The 26,737-nt window shown below is 68.7% G+C and carries 23 protein-coding genes, 2 tRNA genes and 1 pseudogene; 11 read left to right on the top strand and 15 right to left on the bottom strand.

Annotated elements, in window-relative coordinates; genetic code table 11:
- Positions 1-34: 34 nt before the first annotated feature.
- From BM362_RS36815 to BM362_RS36830, 4 genes are all read right to left on the bottom strand, one after another.
- Positions 35-1,141, bottom strand: coding sequence for a dihydrofolate reductase family protein (locus BM362_RS36815; RefSeq protein WP_167545579.1), 1,107 nt, complete (start codon positions 1,139-1,141; stop codon positions 35-37).
- A 31-nt stretch (positions 1,142-1,172) separates the two neighbouring features.
- The gene (locus tag BM362_RS36820; RefSeq protein WP_093576277.1) at positions 1,173-2,405 is read right to left on the bottom strand and encodes an aldehyde dehydrogenase family protein; all 1,233 of its coding nucleotides are present in this window, start codon (positions 2,403-2,405) and stop codon (positions 1,173-1,175) included.
- A gap of 789 nt (positions 2,406-3,194) precedes the next feature.
- Entirely contained in the window at positions 3,195-3,911 is a 717-nt protein-coding gene (locus tag BM362_RS36825) for a M50 family metallopeptidase (protein WP_093576278.1), read from the bottom strand.
- A 207-nt stretch (positions 3,912-4,118) separates the two neighbouring features.
- The gene (locus BM362_RS36830) at positions 4,119-5,045 is read right to left on the bottom strand and encodes a DNA-3-methyladenine glycosylase family protein (protein WP_093576279.1); all 927 of its coding nucleotides are present in this window, start codon (positions 5,043-5,045) and stop codon (positions 4,119-4,121) included.
- 165 nt (positions 5,046-5,210) lie between these two features.
- Between BM362_RS36830 and BM362_RS36835 the strand changes: the two genes are divergently transcribed.
- The 3 genes from BM362_RS36835 (at position 5,211) to BM362_RS36845 (ending at position 9,146) form a co-directional block, all read left to right on the top strand.
- Positions 5,211-5,972, top strand: a complete 762-nt coding sequence (locus BM362_RS36835; protein WP_208865441.1) for a class I SAM-dependent methyltransferase — start codon at positions 5,211-5,213, stop codon at positions 5,970-5,972.
- A 37-nt stretch (positions 5,973-6,009) separates the two neighbouring features.
- On the top strand, positions 6,010-7,332 hold the full coding sequence (locus BM362_RS36840; protein WP_093576281.1) for a M20 family metallopeptidase: 1,323 nt from the start codon (positions 6,010-6,012) through the stop codon (positions 7,330-7,332).
- Between the two features lie 890 nt (positions 7,333-8,222).
- Entirely contained in the window at positions 8,223-9,146 is a 924-nt protein-coding gene (locus tag BM362_RS36845; protein ID WP_093576341.1) for a S1C family serine protease, read from the top strand.
- A gap of 118 nt (positions 9,147-9,264) precedes the next feature.
- Here the strand turns inward: BM362_RS36845 and BM362_RS36850 are convergent, their stop codons facing one another.
- Positions 9,265-9,651 carry a DUF3224 domain-containing protein gene (locus tag BM362_RS36850; protein ID WP_093576282.1) on the bottom strand — a complete coding sequence of 129 codons (387 nt, stop codon included), beginning with the start codon at positions 9,649-9,651 and terminating at the stop codon, positions 9,265-9,267.
- Positions 9,652-9,724: 73 nt separating this feature from the next.
- Positions 9,725-11,263, bottom strand: a complete 1,539-nt coding sequence (locus BM362_RS36855) for a helicase HerA-like domain-containing protein (RefSeq protein ID WP_093576283.1) — start codon at positions 11,261-11,263, stop codon at positions 9,725-9,727.
- A gap of 118 nt (positions 11,264-11,381) precedes the next feature.
- Here BM362_RS36855 and orn point away from each other — a divergent pair, with 118 nt between their 5' ends.
- From orn to BM362_RS36870, 3 genes are all read left to right on the top strand, one after another.
- The gene (orn, locus tag BM362_RS36860) at positions 11,382-11,990 is read left to right on the top strand and encodes an oligoribonuclease (protein WP_067582978.1); all 609 of its coding nucleotides are present in this window, start codon (positions 11,382-11,384) and stop codon (positions 11,988-11,990) included.
- Positions 11,991-12,065: 75 nt separating this feature from the next.
- Positions 12,066-12,138, top strand: a tRNA-His gene (locus BM362_RS36865).
- Between the two features lie 283 nt (positions 12,139-12,421).
- Positions 12,422-12,494: transfer RNA gene (locus tag BM362_RS36870), tRNA-Lys, on the top strand.
- Between the two features lie 65 nt (positions 12,495-12,559).
- On the opposite strand, the gene BM362_RS36875 is transcribed toward BM362_RS36870, so the two are convergent.
- A complete protein-coding gene (locus BM362_RS36875; RefSeq protein ID WP_342029830.1) occupies positions 12,560-14,122 on the bottom strand; it encodes a tyrosine-type recombinase/integrase in 1,563 nt (520 codons plus the stop codon).
- Here BM362_RS36875 and BM362_RS36880 point away from each other — a divergent pair.
- Entirely contained in the window at positions 14,019-14,966 is a 948-nt protein-coding gene (locus tag BM362_RS36880) for a hypothetical protein (RefSeq protein WP_093576285.1), read from the top strand. The two genes, BM362_RS36875 and BM362_RS36880, sit on opposite strands and share 104 nt — an antisense overlap.
- 79 nt (positions 14,967-15,045) lie before the next feature.
- Here the strand turns inward: BM362_RS36880 and BM362_RS47880 are convergent, their stop codons facing one another.
- Positions 15,046-15,222: a hypothetical protein gene (locus tag BM362_RS47880; protein WP_157904903.1), complete on the bottom strand. Its 177-nt coding sequence runs from the start codon at positions 15,220-15,222 to the stop codon at positions 15,046-15,048.
- A 200-nt stretch (positions 15,223-15,422) separates the two neighbouring features.
- Here BM362_RS47880 and BM362_RS36890 point away from each other — a divergent pair, with 200 nt between their 5' ends.
- Positions 15,423-15,728 (top strand): pyridoxal-phosphate dependent enzyme, encoded by a 306-nt coding sequence (locus BM362_RS36890; RefSeq protein WP_093576286.1) that lies wholly within the window; start codon positions 15,423-15,425, stop codon positions 15,726-15,728.
- Here the strand turns inward: BM362_RS36890 and BM362_RS36895 are convergent.
- Genes BM362_RS36895 through BM362_RS36920 form a run of 6 tightly spaced genes read right to left on the bottom strand, consistent with a single transcriptional unit; the run spans position 15,664 to position 21,739 of the window.
- Complete coding sequence (locus tag BM362_RS36895) at positions 15,664-16,479, bottom strand: alpha/beta fold hydrolase (protein ID WP_067581144.1); 816 nt, start codon at positions 16,477-16,479, stop codon at positions 15,664-15,666. The genes BM362_RS36890 and BM362_RS36895 overlap by 65 nt on opposite strands.
- A gap of 46 nt (positions 16,480-16,525) precedes the next feature.
- Complete coding sequence (locus tag BM362_RS36900) at positions 16,526-18,067, bottom strand: bifunctional 3-(3-hydroxy-phenyl)propionate/3-hydroxycinnamic acid hydroxylase (RefSeq protein WP_093576287.1); 1,542 nt, start codon at positions 18,065-18,067, stop codon at positions 16,526-16,528.
- Between the two features lie 51 nt (positions 18,068-18,118).
- Positions 18,119-19,051 (bottom strand): NADP-dependent oxidoreductase, encoded by a 933-nt coding sequence (locus tag BM362_RS36905; RefSeq protein ID WP_067581287.1) that lies wholly within the window; start codon positions 19,049-19,051, stop codon positions 18,119-18,121.
- Between the two features lie 47 nt (positions 19,052-19,098).
- Positions 19,099-20,181 (bottom strand): alpha/beta hydrolase, encoded by a 1,083-nt coding sequence (locus BM362_RS36910; RefSeq protein ID WP_067581141.1) that lies wholly within the window; start codon positions 20,179-20,181, stop codon positions 19,099-19,101.
- Positions 20,181-21,164, bottom strand: a complete 984-nt coding sequence (locus tag BM362_RS36915) for a fumarylacetoacetate hydrolase family protein (protein ID WP_093576288.1) — start codon at positions 21,162-21,164, stop codon at positions 20,181-20,183. The genes BM362_RS36910 and BM362_RS36915 overlap by 1 nt, the downstream gene beginning before the upstream one ends.
- Entirely contained in the window at positions 21,161-21,739 is a 579-nt protein-coding gene (locus BM362_RS36920) for a VOC family protein (RefSeq protein WP_067581137.1), read from the bottom strand. The genes BM362_RS36915 and BM362_RS36920 overlap by 4 nt, the downstream gene beginning before the upstream one ends.
- Before the next feature lie 273 nt (positions 21,740-22,012).
- Here BM362_RS36920 and BM362_RS36925 point away from each other — a divergent pair, with 273 nt between their 5' ends.
- Both BM362_RS36925 and BM362_RS36930 read left to right on the top strand, forming a co-directional pair.
- Positions 22,013-22,771 carry an IclR family transcriptional regulator gene (locus BM362_RS36925; RefSeq protein WP_067581135.1) on the top strand — a complete coding sequence of 253 codons (759 nt, stop codon included), beginning with the start codon at positions 22,013-22,015 and terminating at the stop codon, positions 22,769-22,771.
- A gap of 78 nt (positions 22,772-22,849) precedes the next feature.
- Positions 22,850-23,152, top strand: a pseudogene (locus BM362_RS36930) (dihydroxy-acid dehydratase); the annotation flags it as partial.
- Positions 23,153-24,601: 1,449 nt separating this feature from the next.
- Here BM362_RS36930 and BM362_RS36940 read toward each other — a convergent pair.
- A complete protein-coding gene (locus BM362_RS36940) occupies positions 24,602-25,537 on the bottom strand; it encodes an AraC family transcriptional regulator (protein ID WP_093576290.1) in 936 nt (311 codons plus the stop codon).
- A gap of 73 nt (positions 25,538-25,610) precedes the next feature.
- On the opposite strand from BM362_RS36940, the gene BM362_RS36945 reads away from it, so the two are divergent.
- A complete protein-coding gene (locus BM362_RS36945; RefSeq protein ID WP_093576291.1) occupies positions 25,611-26,675 on the top strand; it encodes an aldo/keto reductase in 1,065 nt (354 codons plus the stop codon).
- Positions 26,676-26,737 lie beyond the last annotated feature (62 nt).

The following is a 26,737-nucleotide window of genomic DNA, read 5'->3' on the forward strand; positions in this document are numbered from 1 at the left end:
CCGCGGCGCCCGATCCGTCAGCCGCGTTGAGAAATCACGGACGAACGCCGGGCAGGTGGGTATTCGCCCGGCGGACTTCCGAAGCCAGCGCAGGCACCTCGATCACCCGTCGTCCGGCCGCGACAAGCCGCTCGACCCCCTCCGCCTCGACGAACAACGAGGGCTCCCGCCAGGCCATCACCACGCGCGGAATGGCGGTTTCGAGGATCAGCTGCGTGCAGCTTTGGGGGTGGGACGCGCGATCGCTGCACGGTTCGAGCGAGCTGTACATGGTCGCGCCGGCCAGTCGCGGGTCGTGCGGATCCAGCTTCGCCAGCGCGGCTTCTTCCGCGTGGTTGCGCGGATCGCCTTCTCCTGAATGCCCGGTGGCAAGCACCGTCCCGTCCGGCAGCCCGACGACCGCACCGACTCGAAACGTCGAACTCGGCGGGCATTCGTCGGCGAGCTCGATGGCCTGCCGCAACCGCAGCAGATCAAGCGACGACGGTTCAGCCGCGGCGCGGTACCGCAGCACCGCAACCTCTCCGAGCCGCCGCACTTCCGTCAGTTCCAGCGGCCGCGGGAACGCGCCCGGCCCGAGAAACCGCGGCGCGCGCGGGTCGCCGACCATGATCGGCGCGATCGCGAGCCGGAGTTCGTCGGCGAGCCCGGCGTCGAGGAACTGCGTGTGCACTGCCCCGCCGCCCTCGACGAGCAGCGTCCGGATCCCGCGCGCGCCGAGGTCGTCCAGTACGTGCTCTAGCCGTGGCGGACTGCCGACCTCCACGACAGTCGCGACCGCGCTCAAGCTGTCCGCGCTGCCTCGCGGCGCGTAGACGAGCTTCTCGGTGTCGCCGAAGGTGAAGAACCGCGACGCCGGATCCAGCTTGCCGCTGCTCGTGACCGTCACCTTGACCGGTTGTTCCGGCCGCCCCGCCGCGACCCGCTCGCGGCGGAGGTCGGCGGAGCGCACGAGGAGCCGCGGATTGTCGGCCCGCACCGTGCCCGCGCCGACGAGGATCGCGTCGGCCCCGGCGCGGAGCCGGTCGACCTCCGCGAAGTCGTCCTCGTTGGACAGGAGCAGACGGGTGCTGCCGGCGTCGTCGAGGTAGCCGTCCAGCGATTGCGCCGCGGACAGCAGGACGTGCGGCCGTCCGGTCATCGTGCTCATCCGGTCATCGTGCTCCAGCCAGTCAGCCGGGGATCACGGCGTACTGACGTACGTACAAGTCGGTGTACGTCACCGGCCCGCGCGGCCCCGGCACCCGGTCGAGGTTGATGCCGGTTTCGGGCACCGCGAGCAGCTTGAAGCCGTCCAGCAGCCGGGTCGGCGCGTTCCAGAAGACGCCCGTGCCGGTGTAGCCGTCGAAGAACTGCTCCGCGGCCGCCGGGTTCTCGGTCGCGATCCCCGCGGCGAGCCCGGACGTGCGCTCGTTCGCGATCTCGACCGCGTCGACGAGCCCGCCGACCTTCTCCACGGTGACGGTCGCCTCCCGCTCGGAGTCCAGCGCCCACTCGTAGCCGATCGGATGCTCGTGCGGCGCGAGCGAGGGCGTGACGCCGCGCTCGGCCAGCGCCGACTCGATCTGCGGCCACACCGTGTCGTGCACGTCCTCGTGGATCAGCAGCAGGTTCAGCCGGTTGCAGACGCCGAGCCGGTCAAGACTCGAGAACACGAGGTCACGAACCTTGCCCGCATCCGCCGCGGCGTCGACGTACAGCACTCCGCCGCCATCGGCGTGCGCCAACGTGCGCACCCCGTGCACCGCGGCCTCGGTCGCCAGCGCGCGCGTGCTGTCGCCGCTGCCGCGCAGGATGACGAGCGGCACGAGCCCAGGCAGCCGAACCAGCGCCGACGCCGCTTCCCGCTCCACGCGCGGCACCAGCTGCACCACGTCCGGATCGATCCCGGCGGCGGCGAGCGCGGGCGCGATCACGACGTCCCGCAACCGCTGCGCCGAGCCCAGCGCCGCCGACCCGGTCCGTAGCACGCCGCCGTTGCGCGACTTGACCAGCTGCGACGCCACGTCGACCGTCACGTTCGGCCGCGCCTCGTAGTTCGCGCCGATGACGCCCACCGGACGCCGCCGTTCGACCAGCCGCAGCCCACCGTCCAACGTGGACACGTCGACGGACCGCTCCTGGTGCGGCGCGCCGGCCAGCAGCCGCAGCTGCGCGGCCATCCCGTCGAGCCGCTCGGGCGTGATGGTGAGCCGATCGAGCAGACCGGCGCTCATCCCGTCGGCCGTAGCCTTGGCGACGTCGGCCCGGTTCGCCTCAAGCACCTCGTCCCGGTGCGCGACGAGCCGCTCCGCCATCCCGACGAGCGCCGCGTCCACCGCGTCGTCCCCGGCGGCAGCCAACGACGGCGCAGCCGCCTTCGCCGCCCGCGCACACTCCTCGACGGCCTTCGCGACCTCGTCCATCGCCTGTCTCCCTCCGGCGGCTCAGCAGACGTCCAGTCTGCCGTACCGCCCACATGGGGAGACGACGGGCTCAGCCCTCGGGACACCCGCGGCACCGGCCTCCTGGTCGGCGACATGGTCGACAACGCCGCCGCTCACGACCGCAGCGGCCCAGCCTGCGGCCCGCCGCCACTGGCACGGACGCATGCCCCGCCAACCATCCGCGCCGCCAGAGCACAGGCCCGCGATCGCACCGTGACGCCGTCGCGCTGCCCGCCTGGCTAGCCGACCAACGCCCCAGCGGCCGTCCAGCCACCAGACACTTCGCGGTACCGTCGGGCCTAGTGACCGGCCAGCAAGCCGCAGCAGAGCCAGCCACCCACCGACGTCAAACCGACGCAGCCCGCAGCTTGCCCGCTCCACCGCGCTCAACGGCCAGAGCACCAGCTCATGCGACCCGGCGGCCAACCCCCGCTCGACCGCAGTTCAGCACCCGCGACACAGTCCACACAGCCCGACCCACCGGCCTCGCTGCCAACCACCAGCCGTTTCGGCCAGCTATCGGTCACTTCGCCCAACTGCGGCCGCTCAACCCAACCGCAGCCGCTCAGCCCAGCCATTGGCCACTCTGCGTGCCCACTGGCCGCCCAGCCCAGCTGTCGACCGATCCGTAGCAGCCCGCCGTCCGCGGACCTCACCGCCGAACCACCACCGGCTCCGCCGCAACCCAGCGACCCCGCGCCGTCGCACGACGCCGCCGAGCCGCCAGTTCGCGCCACCGTGCCGCAAGCCAGAACTGCAGCGACCGCGTCATAACGCCAACGGCTGCAGCAACCACAACCCGCCCGCGATCACGCAGCTCGCCGTGAGCACGCCGAACACCAGCACCCACAACACCGCGGGCACAGCGGTCAACCGGCTCAGCTGATCGGCATCGGAGTCCCGCGCCTGGCCACGCCGCCGTTTGAGCTGAAGCTCCACCACCGGCCGAACCCCGCCGAACAGCAGGAACCAGGTCAGCAGATACACGAACGGCGCCTGCACCATCTTCGGCGCGACCAGGGCCACCAGCCCGAGCACGACGGCGCTCGCCACTACCGTGAACACGCCGTAGGCGTTGCGCACCATGATCAGCACGCCCAGCAGCAGCAACGCGACCAGCACGAGCACCGTGGTGATCAGGTCGGCCCCGACCAGGCTCGCGAACAGCAGTCCCAGGACCGACGGCGCGATGTATCCGGCCAAGGCGGTAAACGCCATGCCCGGTCCCTCAGGCTTGCCGCGCGACACGGTGACCCCGGAGGTGTCCGAGTGCAGCCGGATCGACCGCAGCCGCCGTCCGACCGTCACCGCGGCCAGCGCATGGCCTGCCTCGTGCACGATCGTGATGACGTTGCGGGCGAACCGCCACGGCGTCCCGCCGGCCAGGACGACCAGCAACGCGATCCCGCCGGTGACCAACGTGATGACACTCGGCGTGTTCGCCTGTTCCAGCGCCGCGCCGACTGTCCCAGTGCCCGCTGCCATGGCCGCACCGGAGATTTCTCCGGTGCCCGGTCGAGCACTGAGCACAGTCGAGACGGCGAGTGCAGACGTAATCACGCGGACACCTCACCACAGGCCCTATTTGGCTGCGGTGAGAGCCCAGGCAACACCCGTCGACCACGATTCGGTATGGGCGCGGCTTCATTCCATGACGTCCCCCTCCTGCCGATCCGCGACTTCACGCACCGCTCAGTCCGCCACCTCCCCGGACACCGACGCCCCCAGCCGATCAAGCCGGAACAGATGGACGACCCACGACCGATACGGACGCCAATCCTCAGCCAACGGCTCAAGCTCGTCCGGCGGCGTGTCGGGAGGCAATGCGTACTCCGCACACAGAATCTGGTGGAGCTGGGTGTCCAGGCGGGGGAAGAGATCGGGATGCCCCGCACCGTGCAGCAGGATGTGCTCGGCGGAGAACGCTCCGATGCCCGGGATAGCACACAGCCGGCTCATCGCGTCGGGGATCGGCAGCGCCAGCAGCTCTTCGGCGTCCAGGCGGCCGTCGACAGCTGCCCGGGCGACAGCTCGAAGGCGCGCGAGCCGGAACGGCCCCACCGACGGTTCGTCGCCCAGCTTGGCCAGAATCTGCGGCGAGGGAAAGGAAAACGGGCCGTCTTCGCCCACCTGACAGCCATGTCGCAGAGCGAGCTGCTCGTGAAATCGCCGCGCTTGCTGGGCCCGCATTCCTTGCGTGAGCACGGCCCAGCAGGCTGCTTCATACGGCGACGGAAACAGCACGGGGCGCGCTCCGCTGTGGCGGGCGTGCAGCCGCCGGACCACCGAGTCCCGGCTCGCGACCTCGGCGAACCCGGATTCGTCGACATCGAGCGAAAGCATCCGGCGCACCTGCGCGACCACCCGCGCGGCGATCTCCACCGGCGCCGCCACTCCGACTTCGACCGTGCCCGGGGATCTCTGCCGGATCGCGGCCCCGGCATGGGTCCAGGTCCCCTCCACCGGGAACGCCATCCGCAGCACGCCCGGTTCGGCGGCGAAGGACCCCGCCGGGCCCGCCCCGGCGAGCCACCGCGAGGCGGCGCTCAGGTCGAAGGCCCCGTGCACGGCGATCTCACCGGTGGGCAGGTCGATCGGACGCAGGATCGGTGCGGTCATCAGTCAGTCCTCCTCGCTGGTCTCCGCGAGTCGGAGACCATGCGGACGACGTTAGGAACAGGCACCGACAATGCCGGTCCTCGAACGTTTGATCGGGGAGATCTTCACTCGAACGAGTTAGGCACTGATGCCGCATACTGCCGGTATCCCACCGAGAGGACCTCCGTGCCGCACCACAGCACCCAGCAACGGCTCACCGATCTGCTCAGCGAGCCGGCCACGACAGCCAACGGCTTCCTCGACACGCTCGGCGACGCGGCCCAGGCCGGCCCGCCCACCGGGCTCACTCAGCGACTTATGCGCACCACGCTGCTGCCGCAGGTCTACGAACGCTACTGGCGGCCCGTACTCGGCCGCGTACTCAAAGGCCCCAGCGGCCCGAGCATGGCCGACGAGGTCGTGCTTGCCTCCGAACAGCTCGCGCTGCAGCCGGGTCAGGTCGTGCTCGACGTCGCGTGCGGAACCGGCCGGTTCACGCGCGCGTTCGGGGACGCGGTGGGCCCGGACGGGCTCGTGATCGGACTGGACGGCGCACGCAGCATGCTTTCGCGCGCGGTCGAAGAAACCGATTCGCCAGCCGTGGCCTACCTTCGCGCCGACGCGGTCGAACCGCCGCTGCTTTCCTCCACTGTGGACGCTGTTTGCTGTTTCGCCGCCCTGCATATGTTCGCCGAGCCGGAACGCGCGCTCGATTCATTCGCCCGGGTTCTGCGGCCCGGCGGCCGGATCGTCCTGCTCACCAGCGCCCGCCGGGACTGCCAGCTGGCCCGGATCGCCGATACCGCAGGAGGAATCGTCAGCGGGCAACGCATGTTCGACCGCGGGGAGGTCGCGGCCAGCTTGCGTGCGCGTGGCTTCGACGAGGTGCGCGAGCAGTACTTCGGTGTCGCCCAACTCGTCTCCGGTCGGCTGTCCGACGTGCAGTGATCCATTTCTGTCGGGGTTCGGAGTTAGCATTCCCCGCATGACCCACGCCGCACCTGTCCCGCCCGACGACAGCCACCTCCGTTCCCTCATCGAAGCCACCGCTGATGCCGTGGCTGCTGCAGAACCACTCAGCTCCGACTACGCCGGGGCTGACGCGGAAACCCGTGCTGCGGTTGACGAAGAAGTGCGTGCCCGCGCGAACGAGCTCGTCGCACTCAGCCAGGATCTGCACGCACATCCGGAAGAAGGGTTCGCTGAACACCGGTCAGTCGGCGCACTCGCCGAGTTGCTGCGCGCCCATGGTCACGAAGTGACCGTCGGGCTCGGCGGGCTGGACACCGCCTTGCGCACCGGGACTCCGGACAACGGCGGGCCGCACATCGCGGTTCTGTCCGAGTATGACGCGCTGCCCGGATTGGGGCATGGCTGCGGACACAATGTTATTTGCACTGCGGGAGCAGGCGGATTCCTCGGTGCGGCAGCAGTGGCCGAACGACTCGGCGGACGTGTGTCACTGGTGGGCACTCCAGCGGAGGAAGGCGGTGGCGGCAAGGAAACGCTCGCGCGAGCTGGGGTCTTCGACGATGTCGACGCGGTGATCATGCTGCACCCGTTCAGCCACGATATCGCGTTGCACCCGTTCCTCGGCAGGCGACAGCTCGAAATGGTGTTCCACGGCGTCGGCGCACACGCATCGGCGCAGCCGTTCATGGGACGCAACGCGCTCGACGCGGCGGTGGCGGCCTACCAGGGAGTGTCCGCGCTGCGACAACAGCTGCCGTCGAGCGACCGAGTGCACGGCATCTTCACCGACGGCGGTGCGCGGCCGAACGTGATCCCTGCCCGCGCGGCTCTCTTGTTCTACCTCCGGTCGGCGAATCCCGACACGCTGCGCGACTTGGCCAGCCGGATCACCGCGATCGCCCACGGCGCGGCGGAAATGACTGGCTGCGGGGTGGAATTGCACTGGGATGAGCAGCCGGCGTACCTGCCGATCCGGTTCAACACGACGCTGGCCGGGCGATGGTCGGTCAATCAACAGGGCACTGGGCGGAAACCGTTGCCGCCGGGCATCGTGCCGGAGTTCCTGACCGGAAGCACGGACCTCGGGAATTTGTCTTTCCGGATGCCCGCACTGCACCCGATGATCGCGGTGTCCGGACCGACGGTCGCCTTGCACACCAAGGAATTCGCTGAGGCTGCCGGATCGCCGACGGGTGATCAGGCAGTCGTCGACGGCGCGCTGGGGTTGGCCCTGACTGCCGCCGACTATCTCGCCGACGCGGAACTGCGCGAAGCCGTGCACGACGAGTTCGAGGCATCGGGAGGGGCGCTGGACGTGCCGAGTTTCTTTGACTGACAGGTGTTGAGACGGCGGATGACGACGGCCAGGAGGTTGGAAAGGAGGTGCGCCGCGGCCGGTTTGACGTGTTGGGTTGAAGCTTTGGGCGGTTTGGGCTGACACTGCGCCAGTAGCGAGGACTAGAACCGGCGGGCTCATTGTCCGGCACGGCACGGCACGGCACGGCACGGCACGGCACGGCACGGCACGGCACGGCACGGCACGGCACGGCACGGCACGGCACGGCCAGCTGATTCTTCTCAGGAAAGCCTGAGGGTTTTCCACAGGCTGCTCATAAGCACGGGCGCGAGTCTGGGTTCATGACCGAGAACGAGAGCCGGCGCGGCCCCGCTACAGCCGGTGGGCGCCAGCCGCACCAGAGCAGTGAGCAGTACGGCCCCGCTGGGGCCGGGTCGAGTCCGTTCGCCGCGGGGCAGGGGCATCCGCAGGGGGTCGGAGGCGGTCCTGTTGGGCAGGCCGGAGTGCGTGGCGGGCAGGAGACTGCCGCCAGCGCTCAGCAGGCAGGGCCGAGCAACGCGCAGCCGTCCAGCGGTGCGCAGGCAACCGGACCGGGCGCGGCCCGAGTGCCCCAGACGGGTGCTGTCGCGCAGCCCGGGCCGAACACCGCGCCCCTGCCGAACCCGCACGCCGCGCAGGCCCAAACCGGCATTCCGCGCCGCCAACCGAACACTCCGCGCCACGAACCCGGCGCCCCGCATAACCCACCCGGCACCCCGCACCAGGAAACCGGCACGCCGCATTATCGACCCAGCACGCCGCAACACGAGACCGGTGCTCCGCAGCACCAGCCCAGCACCCCGCGCAACGAAACCTCCGCGCCGCAGCAGCCCGGCGCCGCGCCCAACGAAGCCAACACCCCACAGCAGCAGCCCAGCACCCCACAGCAGCTGCCCGGCACCGCGCACCATCAGCCCGGCAATCCGCACTACGGCCCAATGCCACAACCCGTGCAACCACCCGCGGCCCTGGCTGGTCCGCGGAAGCGGCCCGGTCGGCTGGCCGCACTCGTCGGGGCCACTGCACTGGCCGCCGCTCTCCTCGGCGGCGGTGCCGGTGCGGCGATCGTCGGGCTGACGAGCGGTTCCAGTGCGTCCCCGGGCACCGCGTCGTCGGCCGCCACGGGGCAGACCATCAGCAACACCACGGCCTCCGGGGACGTCAGCAGCGTCGCTGCGAAGGTGGTGCCCAGTGTCGTTCAGGTGAACGTCACGACCGGGCGGGGGACGGCGATCGGATCTGGCGTCATCCTCACCGCGGACGGCCGGATCCTCACCAACGCGCACGTCGTGCAGGGTGCGCAGACCGTCACAGTCACCATGTCGGACGGCAAGAAGTACCAGGCCGGGGTCGTCGGCTCGGACACCAAGAGCGACATCGCGGTGCTGCAGGCGCAGGGCGCGAGCGGGCTCACCGCGGCGACGCTCGGCGATTCGAGCAAGCTCGCCGTCGGGCAGCAGGTGATCGCGATCGGGTCGCCGGGCGGGCTGCAGAACACGGTCACCACCGGCATCGTCAGTGCACTCAACCGGCCGCTGTCCGACGTCGGGGGCGGCGACGGCGGTCAGCAGAACTCGCCCTTCGGGAGGCAAACCTCGAACGTCACGTCCGGGCCCAGCTACACCGCGATCCAGACCGACGCCTCGATCAACCAGGGCAACTCGGGCGGCGCGCTCGTCGACGGCCAGGGCCAGGTGATCGGCATCAACTCCGCGCTCTACAGCCCGGACTCCTCGGCGGGCAGCGTCGGAATCGGGTTCGCCATCCCGATCAACGACGCCAAGAAAATCGTCGACCAGATCGTCAACGGCTGACCGGAACTCCGGAGGCGGACCGTGGTCGGGGCGGCCCGCCTCCGCTCCTCACTCTCGGGACGGTGAGGAAACCTGGCCGCTCTCTCCGGGAATTCGGGGCCTGGAGAGAGCGGCTTCTTCACGCACCCGGCAGTTGGTAAACCAGCGTGAAGGTGTGCTTGCCCGCCTCATCCACGGCGATGTCGGCCGACCCGGAGATGCCCGCCAGCTCGTCCGTGCCCGAACCGGGCAGCAAGAGCAGCGACAGTCCCTCGTCTCCGGCCGTGTGCCGGAGAACGAAGCTGCCCTTCCGCCCGTCGACAGAGCCGGTGAAACGCTCGAAGGCGACATACGCGCGCGACGTCTCGTTCGACGCCGTCAGCATCTCGACCCGGCTGGTCCCCTCGACCGCACCGGTGAAGGTCTTCTCGATCAGCACTTGCGCGAACGTCGTGCCACCGGTTTCGTCCTGCGCCTGCGGCTCCCATTTGTCCAGCTCGAACGCGGCGACGGCGGTCCTGGTCATGCTGTTGCTCCTCTGCCGGAAACTCGATCCCGCACAGTCAACCGCCGATACCTGCCATCTCCTGTCAGGTATTTCAACGCCGCCGATTGCCGAACAGCCCGCGCGAGAACTCCCGTCCGAGCGAACTCGCCGCCGAGCGCATGAACGACTTCACCGCCGGGTTGGTCAGCATCTGCGAGATCATCCCCGGCTCCTCCTTCTCCGGCTTGGGCGCGGCCGGTGCCTCGGGCTCTGCGGCCGGTGCCGAATCCGGGGCCGGCCCGGCTTTCGCCGCCAACTTCTCGTACGCCGACTCGCGGTCGATCGTCTCCCCGTACTTCGCGTTCAGCTCCGACGACGTGACCGCCGCACGGATCGCGTCCGCCCCGATCGACCCCATCTTCGACCGCGGCGCGCGCAGCCGTGTCCACGCGACCGGCGTCGGCGCGCCGCGTTCGGACAGCACGGTGACGATCGCCTCGCCGATCCCCAGCGACGTCAACGCCGTCTCGAGCTCGTAGTGCGGCGACTTCGGATACGTCTTTACCGTGCGCGCCAACGCTTTCTGGTCATCCGGCGTGAACGCGCGCAACGCGTGCTGCACCCGCGCGCCGAGCTGGGACAGCACGTTGTTCGGGATGTCGGTCGGCAGCTGCGTGCAGAAGAACACGCCGACGCCCTTCGAGCGGATGAGCTTCACCGTCTGCTCGATCCGCTCCAGGAACGCTTTCGACGCGTCGGAGAACAGCAGGTGCGCCTCGTCGAAGAAGAACACCAGCTTCGGCTGGTCGAGGTCGCCCTCCTCGGGCAGCTCCTCGAACAGCTCGGCCAGCAGCCACATCAGGAACGTCGAGAACAGCGCCGGCTTGGACTGCAGATTGTCCAGCTCCAGCAGAGTGATGACGCCCTTGCCGTCCTGCTGGCGCATCAGGTCGTGGACGTCCAGCTCGGGCTCGCCGAAGAGCTCCTCGCCGCCCTGCGCCTCCAGATTGGACAGTGCGCGCAGGATGACGCCCGCCGTCGCCGCGGACACCCCGCCGATGCCCTTGAGGTCTTCCTTGCCCTCGTCGCTGGTCAGATGCGTGATCACCGACCGCAGGTCCTTGGTGTCCAGCAGGGCGAGACCGCGCTGGTCAGCCCAGTGGAAAATCAGGCCGAGCGTCGATTCCTGCGTCTCGTTGAGCCCCAGCACCTTCGACAGCAGCACCGGCCCGAAGCTGGTGATCGTCGCGCGCACCGGGATGCCGGTGCCGCTGGTGCCGAGCGACAAGAACTGCACCGGACCCGCCTCGGGCACCCATTCGTCGCCCAGTTCCGCGGACCGTTTCGCGGTGCGATCGCTCGCCTCGCCGGGCGCGGACAGGCCGGACAGGTCGCCCTTGACGTCGGCCAGCACGACCGGAACCCCGGCCGCGGACAGCTGTTCGGAGATCAGCTGGAGCGTCTTGGTCTTGCCGGTGCCGGTCGCGCCCGCGACCAGGCCGTGCCGGTTCAGCGTCGCCAGCGGCAGCCGGACCGCGGCCGACGCTTCCGTCTTCCCGTCGATCACCACCGCGCCCAGCTCGACGGCCGCCCCGTCGCTCACGTATCCCTGCGCGATCTCCGCCGCTGGTCCCGACGCTTGCTCGGCCACTGGCCGCACCCCGTTCCGAGTCCGAAATCACACCTCGTTGCACTGGCTGACCGAGCGTAACGCGCCGGAAGCCCAGGTGACGCCGCTGATATCCCCGTGTCGGGTTAGGGTGGTGCGGGTGAACGACCATCTTGTCTGGATCGACTGCGAGATGACGGGGCTCGACCTCGGCAAGGACGCGTTGATCGAAATAGCCGCGCTGGTGACCGACGCCGACCTGAACGTGCTGGGCGAGGGCGTCGACATCGTTATCCACGCCGACGACGCCGAACTCGACGGCATGCCGCAGGTCGTCCACGACATGCACGCCAAGTCCGGCCTCACCGAAGAAGTCCGCGCCTCGACGACCACGCTCGCCGAGGCCGAGCAGCGCGTGCTGGAGTACATCCGCGAATGGGTGCCGGACCCGGCCAGCGCGCCGCTCGCCGGCAACTCGATCGCCACCGACCGCGGCTTCATCGCCCGCGACATGCCGGAGCTCGACAACCACCTGCACTACCGGATGGTCGACGTGTCGTCGGTGAAGGAACTCGTCCGCCGCTGGTACCCGCGGATCTACTACGCCAAGCCGGAGAAAGGCCTGGCCCACCGCGCGCTCGCGGACATCAGGGAGTCCGTCGGCGAACTCGAGTACTACCGCGCGATCGCCTTCGTCCCCCAGCCCGGCCCGACGAGCGACGAGGCCAAAGCCGCCGCCGCCGAAGTGCTGGAACGCCACCGAGGGTGACCCCCTGAAAAGCGCTCGCGGGCACCCGCTAGGATTGCTTCCAGCAAGGTGATCGCGAGATCTTTTTGCCAGATGGTGGCTATAGCTCAGCTGGTAGAGCACCTGGTTGTGGTCCAGGAGGTCGCGGGTTCGAGCCCCGTTAGCCACCCGCGCACCCCGGCTTCACCGAGATATTTTTCGGAGAGGCCGGGGTTTTGTCATTTCCGGGGTACTGTTGCCAGTGTCGGTGTCGCGCAGGTCACTGGGCTCTCTCTCCTGGCCCGCCCGCTGCCGCGTCGGTTGTCCCTGACCGGGTTCACGGTGGGTCACCGCCGCTGACCTGGGCTGTTGTCCCGGCGAGCCGGAAAGGGGACCCCCTTGAAACGGGGCCTGAACGCCCTGCTAATCTTTTCCACGTCGCCGAGGGAAACCACAGCGGCGGGAAGCACCAAGCGCCATTAGCTCAATTGGCAGAGCAGCTGGCTCTTAACCAGCGGGTTCGGGGTTCGAGTCCCTGATGGCGCACAGTTCTGAATCGAAGCCCATCTGCAGGGTTCCTTCATCACGGGGATCTTGCCGGTGGGCTTTGATCATGAGTGGGACCGGCGTGGGGCCGAATGCGGCCGCACCCGTCGATGTTGCTTCTTAGCCACCCTTCCCCGGCTGCGGCGTCCCTTTCCTCGTCTGCGCTGTTCTCTCCTCCCTCGTTCTCGCAACGCGATCGCGGTGTCGCGGGCGGCCTCCAACACCAGCGCCGCGGTTGCCTCGGCAGCGCGGTGAGCCAGACAAGGCAGCACGCTCGTGTAAGTGTCCGCGGTGAGCACAATGCTGGAGTGCCCGAGCATCGCCTGCACGACCTTCAGATCGTTGCCCGCAGCCAACGACAAGCTCGCCGCGCCATGCCGCAGATCGTGCAACCGGACCGGCGGCAAACCCGCCTCTACCAACAATCTCGTGAACGTGTGCGTCACATATCCCGGGCTCAACGGCCCGCCGTCCCGGTTGGCGAACAGGAACCCGACCGGCTCACCACCGTCACCGTGCCGCCGCTGCGACCGAAGCACCCGCAACGCCGCCGCCAGGCCATGATCCAACGCCACCGTGCGCACGCTCGCCTCGGTCTTCGGCGGACACACCACCGTGCGGCCACCGCGGTCCTGGACCTGGTGCGACACCTGCACCACTCCGGCGTCGAGGTCGAGATCGCACCACCGCAGCCCCGCCACCTCACCACGCCGCAACCCGAGCAACGCCACCGCCAGATACAGCACGTACAACGGGTGACCGCGAGCATGCTCCAGGAATTCGGCCGTCTGTTTCGCCGTCCACACCGCCACCGGCGGACGCTCCCCGGTAGCTCGCCAATGCGCCACCCGCGCATCCGTCCACACCACCGCGCGCGGCCGCCGTCCCGAGGGCAACTCCACCAGATGCGCGGGATTTCGCTCGATCAACCCGACCCGGATCGCGCCGTTCAACGCCGCATGCAGCGTGCCGCGGATCCTCACGAACGTCGCCGGCGACAACGGCCGCTGTCGCGTCGCGTTCGCCCGGACGAGCCCGACGAACATCGCCTGAACCCGCGCCACCGTCAATGACCGCAACGGCACGCTCCCCAGACACGGCTTCAGATAGTCGTTCACCTGCTGCGTGTACAGCCGACGCGTGTTGAAACTCAAGCTCTGCCTCATCTCCAGCCAAATGTCCAACCACTGCCCCACCGTCACCGCACCCCGCCCCGGAACCACATCCGCCCCCAGCAGATACGCCCTGGCCTGCTCGGCAGCGGCACGGGACCGGAAACCGCCGCGGCGCACCCGATGCCGACGACCGTCCCGGCCACACGGCAACTCCAGCGAGAAATACCAACTCCCATGGCCCCGCTCCCCCAACCGAGGACAACGCCCGCCACCCGCTTCACTTCGCGTCTTGCAGCCGCACCGCTTGTACACCGCCGCTCGCCTCATCACGACCTCCTTGCCGGACACCCCAGCGTGCGCCTCCGTCTCTTCAACCACCACACGCTGCTCGCGGGGATAGCCTGGGCGAATGACCAGCGCCCCCAGACGCCGCCGCAGAGTCAAAGTCACCGTCGAAGCGATCGTCGACATCACCGACGAGAACGCACTCGAACAAGCCGCCATCGCCGACATCGAAACAACACAGTTCTCCGTTTCGCCCGGCAGCGACCTCACTGTCGCGCAGGTCCGGCAGCAAGAGCAGGACCACATCCGCGGCGACGCCGTCGCCGCCGTGCAATGGTTCATCGACTCCGGCGCGGTGATCGACGATCACCCCGGCATCGAATTCGCCGAAGCCACCGAGTCCGCCATCGAGATCGACGAACACGACATACCACTCTCGGTCTGGCCGCAGTTCGCAGAACTCTTCCCCCTGTGCACCTGCGGCGCGGACACCTGCGACCAGTGCAGCGGCTTCCAAGTGACACCACGAACAGCAGCAGCCCTGTGGACTGCTGCCGGTCTCCTCGCCGACCATGCCTACGACGATGTGCTCGAACACGGCGACCAGCACGCGGACGACGCCGGCAGTTGGTTGGTGTTCGACGAATTCCCGCGGATCACCTGGCGACAGAACGTCGTCTGGCGACGACAGGCCGCGCGCTCCTTCGACGACCTCAGCAGCGACCTGGCCGCCGGCGACTGGCCCGAACCCCGTTGCCCAGCCGAAGAAATGGCGCTGCACCTCATCCTGCGCTACGCGGAATCCGCCGTCGACGACGACTGGGCCAGCCTCACCGGACGCTACGCGGACCTGCCGGAGCACAAGGACGACCACAACTGGAACATGCTCACCGAAATACTCTTCCAAGACACCGACATACTCGCGCTGTTCAGCAAACGACTCGACGGCATCGAAGACCCCGCCACCGACCAAAACCGAAAACTCGGCATCGGCGACTACCGGCCCCAAGCCTGGTTCGAATGGTTCCTCAACATGGAACCGCGGGACACTGGACGACCCTTCCGCCGCTGAACGGGATGAACGCCAGACTACCGTCGAACTTGCTCATCATCCCCGGCATGTGCTCAGCCCGCATACAGAATCGCGGTCTTTACTTGTACACGGAATCCGCATCAGGTCCTGTCCCGATGGCTGCCTGGCCGTCGTAGCCGTTCCCCGCCGGTTTCGACCGCTTGGCGGTGTCCACGTACCCGCTGAAGTCGGTCAGGTGCGAGACCGCGAGCGCGCGGACCCCGGCGCGCTGGGCGACGGAGCCGACTTCTCCCACCAGGGTGCAGGCCTCCTGCATGTGATTTTTCACCACGGCGGACGTCCCGGCCTTGGCACGGCCGACAACGGCACCGCATCGGCGATGTCTCGAGCTTGCGCTCGCGAACCCGGCGCGCGTGCGCAAGCCTGCGCTGGGTTAACGCGTTCCGTCCTCGCAAGAGGGCTACGGCCACATCGCCGCGCACTAGCAACACAATCATGGTGGGGTTGACCCCAACATCCTGGCGCAAGCGGCGTGTCGTCAGCACAGACTCGACCGGCACTATCGCCAACGGCGTCGTTGGCCGACACCCCATTCCGGCTGCCCTGGCCGGCCTCCTTCAGGTCGCAGATGACGCGGTACTTGTCCAGGAAGCCTCCATTGTCACCGGTATGCGGATGCTCCACGAGCACGCCGGCCTCATCGTCGAACCATCAGCGGCACTCGGGGTCGCGGCGATCATCGAAAACCCCGGGGGGCTTCGTCGGCCGTGGCCGGCGACGGGGTGTTCGCGTAGCGGCTGACGAACTCGCGGATCTCACAGGCGACGAGGTCGGGAGACTCGTATGGGGCGAGATGTCCTGCGTCCGACAGGAAGACCAGCCGGCCTCCGGGCATCGCATGGACGTCGGCGATCAACTTGTCCTGCGGGGCGATGGTGTCTCTGCCGCCGATGACGTAGCACGTCGGCACGGCGATCTCGGGCAACTCCTCGAACATGCTCGTGTAAGCACCGCCGCCGGTTCCGAGCCAGCTGTGCCAGAACTGCTCGGTGACCGCGCTGGTCATCGTGTGTACGACGTCGGTCGTCTTGCTCGGCTCCAGCGAGATGGCCCCGATGGCCTGCGTGATGGCTTCGACGTCACGGAAGGACTTGTGGAACCCTTCGATGACTGGATCGCCCGCCTCGGTACCGCCCGCGTTCCACGGCATGAGCGCCATGACCGCGGACACCTGACCGGGCCGGTCGAGAGCGATCCGCACGCTGAGCGCGCCGCCGAAGGAGAGACCGACGAGGGCGAAGCGTTCGAGGCCGAGCTGATCACAAGCGTCGATCACCGGTTCGGCGATCCGGGCGAGGCTTGATCCGTCGGCGGGCGCGTGGACTGAGCCCGCGTGGCCCGGCAGGTCCATGAGAACGAGGCGATAGCCGTCGAGCAGGGGTGCCACCTCGGACCAGCAGTTGAGCGAGCACCCGAGTCCGGGCAGCAGAACGATCGAGTCCGGCCCGTTTCCCCGCTCCTCGTAATGCATGCCGTTGGTCGTCGTCGGCATGAGATTCCTCCGTATGTCACGTGATCCGGGATGTCGGCGGCCGCCGTTACGCCAGCGACAGGCTCGAGCGAAGTGCGGCGAGCAGATCCGCCACCTCGGAGAGCCCGGTAGCAGTGCCGAAGACATAGAAGTCCGGGCGAACCAGCACGGCCACGACGCCGGATTCCTTGAGCCAGCCGCTCAGCGCCTCGCCCTCTTCCCGGACCCCCTCGACGCCGACCACCACGGACCGCAGTCCGATCGCGCGCTCGAGTTCCGAGACGGCCTCGGTCGTCGCCGCGTCCAGTTCGACCAAGCTGAAGAGAGTGAACCCGCTGCCGAGGACGTCGTCGGACCGCTCGGTCTTCCCGTTGCCCGTACGCAGAAAAGGCTGTACGGCCAAGTGACCGGCCAGCGGTTGTCCGTCTTGGAAGCCTGCGCCGACAGGCGGCTCGAACGGCGGCGGAAGCTCGGTCGCCGACCGCATCTCCGCACGATGCCGCGCAGCACGAACGGGGTCGGTCTCGCAGACGACGGTCCCTACCCGGACCGACTCTTCGATGTAGGCGATGACCTGTGGCCTTCTCGAGAGCGTGTACAAGTCCAGCAGGTCCGGACCCGCGGCGCCGGTCAGCACGAGATCGAGCATCCAGCTGAGGGTCGCGGCGTCCCGGATGCCAGAACTCATGCCTTGTCCGAGGAACGGCGGCATGACGTGGGCGGCGTCGCCGGCGAGCAGCACCGACCGGTGGCGGAACGTATCGGCCACGATGGACCGGAACTGGTAGACCGTCCGCCGGATCACCTCCCCCTCGTGCGGGCCGATCCAGGGCCTGAGCAGTTCCCAGACGCGTTCGGGCTGCACCATCTCGGCGGGATCGTCGTCCTCGAGGAGCATGAACTCCCAGCGGAAGTACCGGTCGGCCACCCGGCCGAGGTGGTTCGGCCGCGCGGGGTCGAGCACCTGGCCGGTGTCCGGGATGTCCAGGGCCGGGGCGCCAGGCCTTGGCCGGACGTCGACGACCAGCCAGTCGCCCCGGAACCCGAGATCTCTCGCCGGAGTTTCGCAGAGCGTCCGCACCGCGCTGTTGGCGCCGTCCGCCCCGACCGCGTAGCGAGCGGTGACCACGCGTCCGTCCGCCAGCGTAGCCACCACGTGGTCGGCCTCCTGGCGCAGGCAGACCAGCTCCGCGCCGAACCGGACGTCCACAGTGGACGCTCTGCGGACCGCCGCGTCCAGTGCATCCTCGAGTTCCGGTTGGTAGAAGTGGTACGAGGCGTCCCAGCCGGAGGGAGCGCTCCATCCCCTTGGCAGACGGGAAATCACGCCTCCGTCGGGATCGAGGAATTCGTATACCCGCGCTGGTTCGGCGATGCGCCGCACCTCGTCGGCGATGCCCAAAGATTGAAAGACGCGCATGATTTCGTGATCGAAGTGTCCGGCCCGAGGCGTCTCGTAGCGCCCGACCCGGCGTTCGCACACCAGCACGCGGTGCCCTGACGACCCCAGCAGCGCAGCGAGGGTCTGGCCGACCGGGCCGTACCCGACGACGAGGACATCCGCGTCCGGCGCGGCCGTGGACGCGCGGGGTTCATCGGCAAGCTTCATGTGTCCCAACCCTTCCCTTGCACAGCGGCGTGCAGGCGTCGGAAGATCACCTCAGGCGGCGTCGATGTCCAGTACGATCCGGCCGCGAGCGCGGCTGGCCGCGTGGAGCATCCGCCACGCGTCGGCGGCCTGCTCCAGAGGGAAGGAGCGATTCACCGGGACGGACAGCTTCCCGGACTCGGCGAGCGCAGCCACTTCCGTCAGCTCGTCGGCGTTCGCGCGTGCCCACACCAATTGGCCGCCCTGATCGGGAGCGGTGATGTCGGCCACGGAGGCGACCCGCGCGGGATACTTCAAGACCTTCCGCGAGACGGCCACCGCGTCCCCGCCGTAGAAGTCGAGCGCCGCGTCGACGCCCGCCGGCGCCAGTTCGCGCACCCGCTCGGCCAGTCCTTCTCCGTAGCTGACCGGTGTGGCGCCGAGTTCGCGCAGGTAGTCGTGGTTGCGCTCGCTGGCGGTGCCGATGACGTTTGCGCCCCGGTCGGCGGCGATCTGCACGGCGAGCGTGCCGACGCCGCCTGCGGCCCCGTGGATCAGGACGGTGTCGTTCTCGCCGATGTTGATGCGTTTGATGGCTTGGTAAGCCGTCAGCCCGTTCAGCGGCAGACAGGCCGCGTGCAGCCAGTCCCAGGACGCCGGCTTGCGTGCCAGCGTGCGGGCCGGGGCGGAAACCAATTCGGCGTAGGTGCCGTTCTGCGCCCAGTCCTTGACGACGAAGCCGATCACCTCGTCGCCGATCTCGAACTCGGTGGCGCCGAAACCGCGAGCCTCGACGACGCCGGACATCTCGAAGCCCGGGATGAGGGGGAAGTGGGTCACCATGATGCCGTCGAGAGTGCCGACGGCGATCTTTTCGTCGCCCGGGTTCACTCCGGCTGCCTTGACCCGGACGAGGAACTCCCCGGGCGCGACGGCCGGTGTCGGCTGTTCCGTGAGTTCCAGGTCGTCCGCGCCGCCGTGCCGCGGGAGTGCGATCGCTTTCATGGCCACCTCGATGATCTTGTCGGGAGTCGGATGTGTGATCGCCTGCGTCACGTGCGGCCGAGCTGGGCGCGGAACCAGTCGCAGACGAATTCCGTGCGCTCGGCAGAGTGGTTGTACATGGTGTGCTCGCCGTCGTCCCAAACCCGCAGGGTGGGATGCGCCGACAGGTCGAGGAACACCTTCTGCTGGTCGAGGCTGACCAGCGGGTCGTTGCCGCCGTGCAGCACGAGCATCGCCGCGCTTGTGCGCTCGGCCGCCGGGTCGAGCCACAGGGTGCGGAAGACGGCTGCGGCTTCGTCGTCGGTGTCGACGCCCAGGAGCGCCCGCGATTGTTCGCGTGCAGTCCGGAACGGCAGCGGCTCCGGCTTCGCGCTGGCCCCGTTGACGCAGCACGCGCCGAAACGGCTGTCGTGCACCGCGGCACGGGCGGCGAGCAGTCCGCCGAAGCTGTTGCCCCACACCCCGAACCGGCCGTCGTAGCCGGTACGGGCACGCACGGCGTCGAGGACAGTGCTGAAGACTCGGTCGACGTTCCCGTCGAGGTGGAGTCCGCCGGCCATGCGCGAATCACCCTGGCCCGGTGCCTCGAGCAGAAGAGCGGACAGTCCCCGTCGGGCCAGTGCTTCAGCCTGCTGGTGAAAGGCCGGGCCCCAACCGCTTTGCCCGCCGACAATGACCACTGCGGGGCCAGGACGATCGCCGGTGCGGCTGACGAACCAGGCGGTGCAGTGGCTCTGCCGGAACGGGATCGACAGCCGTTCCACGCGCAACTCGGTGTCGAGTTCGGCCGCGGCCTCGTAGGCCCGGATGAGCTGGGCGTAGAGCGCGCGTTTGGCCGGGCGGTCGGTGTTGAAGGCCATCTGCGCGAAGATCAGGCAGGCTGTTGCCCGGCGGTAGCACGCGGCCGCAGTCTCGACATCACCGCGGCCGGCGGCCGCCTCCGCGCGGGCCGATTGCGCCTCGGCCAGCCGAGCCGCGACTTCGTGCCACGGTTCCGAAACGGCCGCGTTGGCCAGGCGGACGGCGTCCCCGTGGTCCATGCCGTAATCGAGCATCCGGGACATCGGCATGGCACGCAGCAGCGCGGCCCGGAGCTTGACCGGGTCCTCCGCCGATACGGGAGCGTCCATCAGCGCGCGGCTTCGCCGGCGAATCGCGGTCGGCTTCCGCCCTCTTGCCCTGTCGCGCCCCGGGCTCGCAACGGAACGACCGGCACCGCCTCGGTGACGGTGTTGCGCAGCTCGCCGAGACCTTCGACCGCCGCGACGACCTCGTCGCCCGGCCGCAGCCAGGGGTAGGCCGCCGAGCCGTGAGTGCGGGACAGTTCCAGGATGCAGCCGGTTCCGCAGGTGCCGGAGCCGATCACATCGCCGGGCCGCACTTCGGCACCGCGGGAGGCGTAGGCGATCATCTCGCCGAACGACCAGTGGATGTTTGACCACACGGCGCGGGAGTAGGGGGCATCGTTGACCGTGCAGGACATTTCGAGACGATATCCGTTGCCCTCGCGGAAATCGGCGATCTCGTCCGGGGTCACGAAGTACGGGCCGAGGCTCGTCGCGGTGTCCTTGCCTTTCACCGGTCCCATCGACAGCTTCATCTCGCGCTGCTGAACGTCCCGGCCGCTCCAGTCGTTGAGCACGCAGTAACCGGCGATGGCGTGTTCGGCGTCCTTGGCGGTCAGGTCGCGGCCGCCGCGCCCCACCACCGCGGCGACCTCCAACTCGAAGTCGAAACGCTCCGCGCCCGGCGTCATCGCCACCGGCCCGCAGCCCGTCACGGCGTAGGGATTGGAGAAGTAGAAGACGGGCAGCTCATACCAGTCCGGGTCCATCTCGAGGCCCCGCCAGGCGCGGCCTGCCCGGACATGCTGTTCGAAAGCATAGAAGTCGCGGACTGTCGGAGGCGTCGCGATCGGCGACAGGGCAACGATGTCCGGCAGCGGCACGGCCGTGCCGCTGCGCAGCGCGGTCCGTCCAGCCGCGAGCAACTCGCCCTCGCCTGCCTCGAGGAGAGGCAACAGGTCCGCCACGCCGTCCACGACCCGGACCAGGTCGCCGTCCACGACGCCGACGCGTGCGGACATCCCGTCCGCGTAGCGAACGAACTTCACTGCCTTGCCTCCTTGGTTTCGGCGGCATCGGCCGCCATCGCTTGTTCACGCGTCCAGGCGCGGTAACTCTCCTCGGTGAAACCCGTCGCGCCGTGGCGCTCGACCGAAGTCCGGATGGCGTCCAGAAGCTCCTCGGGATCGGTCTCGATGTCGATGTGCTCGACGAAGGGCTGTCGTGCCACGAGCCCGGTCTGCCAGTAGACCTCACACCGGTTGCCCTCGGGGTCGTAGAAGTAGACGCCGATGGCATTGCCGTGCGAGACGATCATGTCGAGCCGGACGTCGTGTTCCCGGAAACGTCGATGGAAGCCGAGAATGTCCTCGAAGCGCGCGCACCGGAACGACACCTGCTGGATAAGTTTGACTCCGACCGGCGCGTCCCGGCCCTCGGCTAGGAGCAGTTCGTGATGCTCGGTGTCCGGCCGGGCGGACAGGAACCAGATGCCGAGCCGTTCGTCATGGTCGGTGACCGTCAGTCCGAGCACGCCGGCGTAGAACGCCAGCTGCCGGCTCACGTCGTGACAGCGCAGGCCGACATGGCCGAGTTCCGCGATGGACGGCGCTGGAGTCGTCACGCCGCTCCTTCAAGGCAGTGTTCTGCAGAACAGATCATGTTCTGCAGGGTAGGCATGATCTCGCGCCTCGTCAACGGCGATGTTCTGCCGAACAGTAAATGTTCTGCTCATCAGAACCACGACAAGGCGGGCACATCGACGGAATGGCGGCTGCGGACTGACTCGCGAGATCCGCCGAGACACCGAGGGGGCCTCCGGCTATTCTGGCAGCCGAAATGCAGTTCAATCACCAGAACAGCCACGCCGAACTGGCGACGGCGAGATGGAGGGGTTGTGGCAGTTCCGGCCGCCTACCCGGTGGAAGCGATCGACAACGCCGCGCGGATCCTGCTGATGCTGGTGGATAACCCGTCGTTGCGAGTTGCCGACGTGTCCGCCGAACTCGGGGTGGCCAGGTCGACCGCTCATCGGATGCTGACCACCCTGCAGGCTCGCGACCTGCTCCGCCAGGACGCCCAGACCAAGAGCTACGGACCTGGGCCCGCCCTGGCCAGGCTCGGCATCGCCGTGATCGGGGCAGGCGCCCTCCGCGACGAAGCGCGTCTCCTGCTGGAAAAGCTCGTCGACGACACCTCCGAAACCGCGCATCTGCTCGTGCTGGAAGGCACGGAGACCGTCTTCGTCGAAGGCGTGGAGAGCCGGCAGGTAATCCGTGCCGGGCTGCGTACCGGGCAGCGAGGCCCGGCGCACGCGTCTGCCGCGGGGAAGGCTCTGCTCGCCGAGCTTTCCCGCGAAGAGCTGCGGCGCCGCTATCCGGGCGCCCGGCTGCGAGGCGGAACTGAGCGCGCGGTGAGCACCCGCCGGGCACTCGAGGCCGAACTCGAGAAGGTAAGAGAGACCGGCTACGCCACCAACATGGAAGAAAGCGAATGGGACCTCTGCGCGGTGGCCGCCACGGTACGGAACCGGCAGGGCGTGGCCTGCGGTGCGCTGTCTGTATCCGGCCCGGCGAGGCGGGCCGGCGCCAAACTCGCCCTCCTCAGCGCCGCTGTCGTCGCCGCGGCCACCGAACTCGGCGCGCGCCTCGGTTAGGGCACAGACTGAGCACACCCACGGATGAAGTCAACATGAAACGGCCGCTGAGAAAATAGAGCGAGCCGTGAGAGCGGCACCGCCTACGGGACAGTCGTTCTGCACGTCTCCCCCGAGGCAGCAGCCGGCGGCCCTCTCGCGCTCGTGCGCACAGGTGACGTCATCAGCCTCGACGTCGCTGCCCGCCGCATCGACGTCGAACTCAGCGACGAGGAGCTGGCCGCGCGACACCCCAATGCCAGCACGATCGCAGGGTTCGCAAACCCGCGACGCGGCTGGGAGCGGCTCTACATCGATCACGTCACGCAGGCCGACACGGGCGCGGACCTCGACTTCCTCGTGGGCTCGAGCGGTTCAGAGGTCAGCCGCGAGTCGCATTGAGCAGCGACCCGCGCCACCTCCCCCGGCACCAGCCGTCGATCCTGGATCCCCGAGGGGCCAATGCATCGGCACCACTCAGGCCCGGCGTCGCCTCTCATCGAGGTCCGCGGCCACAGGAAGCAGGGTGCGGGGTTCGGGCACTCCGGCTGCCGCGGCCTGAACTCGTTCATCGCCACCGTCTTGCCGCGCGTTCTCCGTCCGCGGACCGGCGATCAAGCTCGTCCGCGAACAGCCGTCGACGGACCGCGTAGCGCGGCCGGGCCGGGACTGCTCGCCGGTGTTGTCTCCGCGCTGGCCGTGAGTGCACCGGCCGGGGTCGGCACGCAGGCACGCGCTGCCGCCGCTGACACGGAGTCCGGCGTCGTCGAAGGCGGTGGTCCAGGAGCGAGCGACGGCGGCCTGCGCGGCGGTGAGCGGGATCAGGCCACTGCAGACCGCGTCTTTGACGCTTGTTCTCGACCGCGTCCTTGGGGTTGGGGATCTTCCCCGGCTCGACCCAGAGGTTGCGCGGGTCGTCAGGCGCGCCGCCGAGTTCGAGGGAGACGAGGTGGTCGTATTCGCCGGTTTCGCCGGACGGCAGGACGTACGCCTTCGCCGTGGTGTCCTTCATGCGGCCGGTCTTGCCGGTGGGCGGCCGCACGGTTTGGTCCAGCCGCTCTTGCACACCGTGCTGGCGATATTCGCTTGGGAGACTTGCGGATTCACCGCTCCGGGGGTGCAGGACGGGTCGGGCGTCGGTTGCCCGTTGCGGTTGCCGAGGCGGCACGAGCCCGTCCGCGGAAGCGGCGTGGAGAAGCTTCCGACCGACAGCGCGGCACTGTCGGCGGCCGGGGCCGATGCCTTGCCGCTGCTGGGTTGCTGCCCTGTCGCGTGACTGGGCGTGCACGCGGAGCACGCCACGATCCCCGCGGCGACGACCCCGGCAAGACCTACCGCCCGAAGCGGACGCAAACCCTTCTTCAGCACATTCTTCCCTTCACAGCAGCAATAATCACGCGCACCCGGGATCCGGGCGGCGCACAGCCTCTCCGCTGCCGCGGGACGTCAGCGGCAGCGAAACGCGCTGTAACGCGGAAATCCCCCACGCACAGAGGCCGCGTGTGCCGCTGTGGCCGAACATTTCCGACGTTGCGGCATCAACTACACCCAGCCGAGGCGGCAGAGGCGGCTGCAGCGACGATGCGCAGCACGCTCGGTCCCGGCGGCTGCCTGTGCCATAGGCCGAGACGAAGCCATCGTTCCTGGAACCAGAGCTTGTGCCGAACCAGAGGCGCACCAGGGCTCCTGGCTCAAGTCGGGATCTGGTACGTCATCATCGAACGCGCCCCTGTCTGCCGCACCAGCTTCCGCTCTTGCAACGATCTCCGTGTGCGGTTGGGTTCGTGTCGCGTTTGGCATGGCCGATTTCGGAGAGCCAGGTTCGCGACACATGGTGCTCCTGCGCGGCGATTACGCCAAGGGTTCGGCCCGGTGAAGGTCGTGGTGTTGGTGCCGGTGCTGCAGGGGTGTCCTGCCGAAGGCACGTTTGAAGGCTGTGATGAAGGCGCTTTCCGAGGTGTAGCCGAGCTGTGCTGACAGTGCGCTTACTGGTGTGTCGTGGTGGGTGAGTTCGTATGCCGCGATCCGCATGCGCCACTCAGTCAGGTACGCAAGTGGCGGGACGCCGGCGACGGCGCGGAATCGCGCGGCGAAACCGGTGCGGGACATCGCGGCGAGGCGGGCGAGTTCGTCGAGCCGCCACGTGTGGGCCGGGTTCTCGTGCAGGGCCTGCGCGGCCGGGGCCAGCCGCGGGTCTGCGAGGATCCGTAGCCGGCCTGCGGGCAGGGCGTTCGGCTGCGCCAGGTATGCACGCAGGATATGGACGAGGAGCAACTGCGCGAGCTGATCCCGAGTGAAGCTGCGACCGGGCCGGTCGTGGCCCATTTCCGTGTCCAGTTCCCGCAGCAGCCAGTCGAGAGCCGACGCCTGCGGGTGCGCTGCCGAAATGTGCATTAGCGGCGGCAATGCCTGCACCAGCAGTGCCTCACCACCCGGTTCGACCGTCACTTCTCCGCCTATGCCGGAGAATTCGTCCGCTGTTCCGATGCGATGGTCGGGCACCGTCATCGTTTCGGCATCGATCGGCAGCACGTCGGCATCGGTGCGCAGGACGAAGGGATGAGCCCCGTTCACCGCGATCGCCTCGCCGGACCGCAATTCGCCTGACTGCCCGCCGGAGGTAAAGGTGCAACTCCCGCGCCGTACGGCGATGATCTTGAGCCGGCCGCGGGCCGGGAAGCGCAGCGCCCACCGGCCACTCGCCGACAGCTTTCCGGTGAGGTGGCAGCGAGCCCCGGCGAGGGCGAGGACCTGCGACAGCGGGTCGGGATGCCGGTCGGCGAGCATATCTGTACTTTCGCGCGAAAAACGTGGACGCCAGACTATTCATCGTACACGTTGCCGGGTGCACGCTGGGGTTATGAACCTTGCTTCGTACCGCACTCTCGGCCGGACCGGTCTTCGGATCAGCCCGCTGATCCTCGGCACGCTGACCTTCGACGAGCCCGGCTGGGGCTGCGATCAAGACACCGCGCTGCGCCTGCTGCACCGCTACGTCGACGCCGGGGGAAACACCCTCGACACAGCCAACGGCTACGCGGGCGGCCGTGCGGAACAGACCATCGCGAAGTTCCTCCGGACCAACCCGTCGCTGCGGGAAGGGCTGGTGCTCGCCACGAAGTTCGCCGGCAACCTGCACCCCGGCGACCCCAACGGAGGCGGCACCGGCCGCAAAGCGATCCTGCGGCAACTCGACGCGTCACTCACCCGGCTGGGCACCGATCACGTGGACCTGTACTGGCAGCACTACTTCGACCAGCACACACCGATCGAGGAGACAATCGGCACCCTGCAGGACCTCATCACCGCAGGCAAAATCCGCTACTACGGCCTGTCCGACACCCCCGCGTGGGCCGTCGCCCGCGCGGCGAGCCTCGCCGAAGCCCGGGGCTGGGCCCCGGTCACGGCGATCCAGGTGGAGTACTCGCTGCTGCAGCGGACCGTCGAGGGCGAGCTGTTCGGCGCTGCCCGGGCCCTGGGCATCGGCGTGACGCCATGGGGCCCGCTCGCTGGCGGAGTGCTGTCCGGGAAACACACCCGAACCAGTGCCGCCGAGTCAGGCCGCGCGGACTGGGCGAGCACACGCGCACGGCTGACCGAGAACACCTTCACCCTGCTCGACGTACTGCACGAAATCGCTGCCGAGCAACAGGTTCCGATGCCCGCCGTCGCTCTCGGCTGGGTCAACCACCGCCCGGAAGTGACCGCGACCATCATCGGCTGCCGGACGCTCGACCAACTGGAGAACAACCTGGCATCCCTCACCGTGACACTCTCCGCGGAACAGCTCGCCACGCTGGACACCTTGACCGCTCCGTCCTTGCCCTTCCCCTTCGCTTTCCTCGACAACAGCGCGGCTGACCTCGCCCAAGGCGGCGCGACGATCAACGGGATCCCGTCCCGAAACTGGCAACCGTCCCACTGACCAGCACCAGCCACCGTTCACCACCGACGCCACCCGCGGCGCAGACGGGCCGTCCTCGAACA

The sequence above is a fragment of the Amycolatopsis rubida genome, assembly GCF_900115345.1.
GTDB lineage: Bacteria > Actinomycetota > Actinomycetes > Mycobacteriales > Pseudonocardiaceae > Amycolatopsis > Amycolatopsis rubida.

Coding starts and splice junctions, on each gene's coding strand:
- BM362_RS36850 (WP_093576282.1), bottom strand. CDS start 9,651: ATGACCAGGACCGCCGTCGCCGCGTTCGAGCTGGACAAATGGGAGCCG.
- BM362_RS36945 (WP_093576291.1), top strand. CDS start 25,611: ATGAACCTTGCTTCGTACCGCACTCTCGGCCGGACCGGTCTTCGGATC.
- BM362_RS36830 (WP_093576279.1), bottom strand. CDS start 5,045: ATGACCGCACCGATCCTGCGTCCGATCGACCTGCCCACCGGTGAGATC.
- BM362_RS36905 (WP_067581287.1), bottom strand. CDS start 19,051: ATGAAAGCGATCGCACTCCCGCGGCACGGCGGCGCGGACGACCTGGAA.
- BM362_RS36820 (WP_093576277.1), bottom strand. CDS start 2,405: ATGGACGAGGTCGCGAAGGCCGTCGAGGAGTGTGCGCGGGCGGCGAAG.
- BM362_RS36825 (WP_093576278.1), bottom strand. CDS start 3,911: ATGGCAGCGGGCACTGGGACAGTCGGCGCGGCGCTGGAACAGGCGAAC.
- BM362_RS36940 (WP_093576290.1), bottom strand. CDS start 25,537: ATGCTCGCCGACCGGCATCCCGACCCGCTGTCGCAGGTCCTCGCCCTC.
- BM362_RS36880 (WP_093576285.1), top strand. CDS start 14,019: ATGACCAGCGCCCCCAGACGCCGCCGCAGAGTCAAAGTCACCGTCGAA.
- BM362_RS36910 (WP_067581141.1), bottom strand. CDS start 20,181: ATGGACGCTCCCGTATCGGCGGAGGACCCGGTCAAGCTCCGGGCCGCG.
- BM362_RS36840 (WP_093576281.1), top strand. CDS start 6,010: ATGACCCACGCCGCACCTGTCCCGCCCGACGACAGCCACCTCCGTTCC.
- BM362_RS36875 (WP_342029830.1), bottom strand. CDS start 14,122: ATGTCGGCGATGGCGGCTTGTTCGAGTGCGTTCTCGTCGGTGATGTCG.
- BM362_RS36815 (WP_167545579.1), bottom strand. CDS start 1,141: ATGACCGGACGGCCGCACGTCCTGCTGTCCGCGGCGCAATCGCTGGAC.
- BM362_RS36895 (WP_067581144.1), bottom strand. CDS start 16,479: ATGCCGACGACGACCAACGGCATGCATTACGAGGAGCGGGGAAACGGG.
- BM362_RS36900 (WP_093576287.1), bottom strand. CDS start 18,067: ATGAAGCTTGCCGATGAACCCCGCGCGTCCACGGCCGCGCCGGACGCG.
- BM362_RS36890 (WP_093576286.1), top strand. CDS start 15,423: ATGGTGGGGTTGACCCCAACATCCTGGCGCAAGCGGCGTGTCGTCAGC.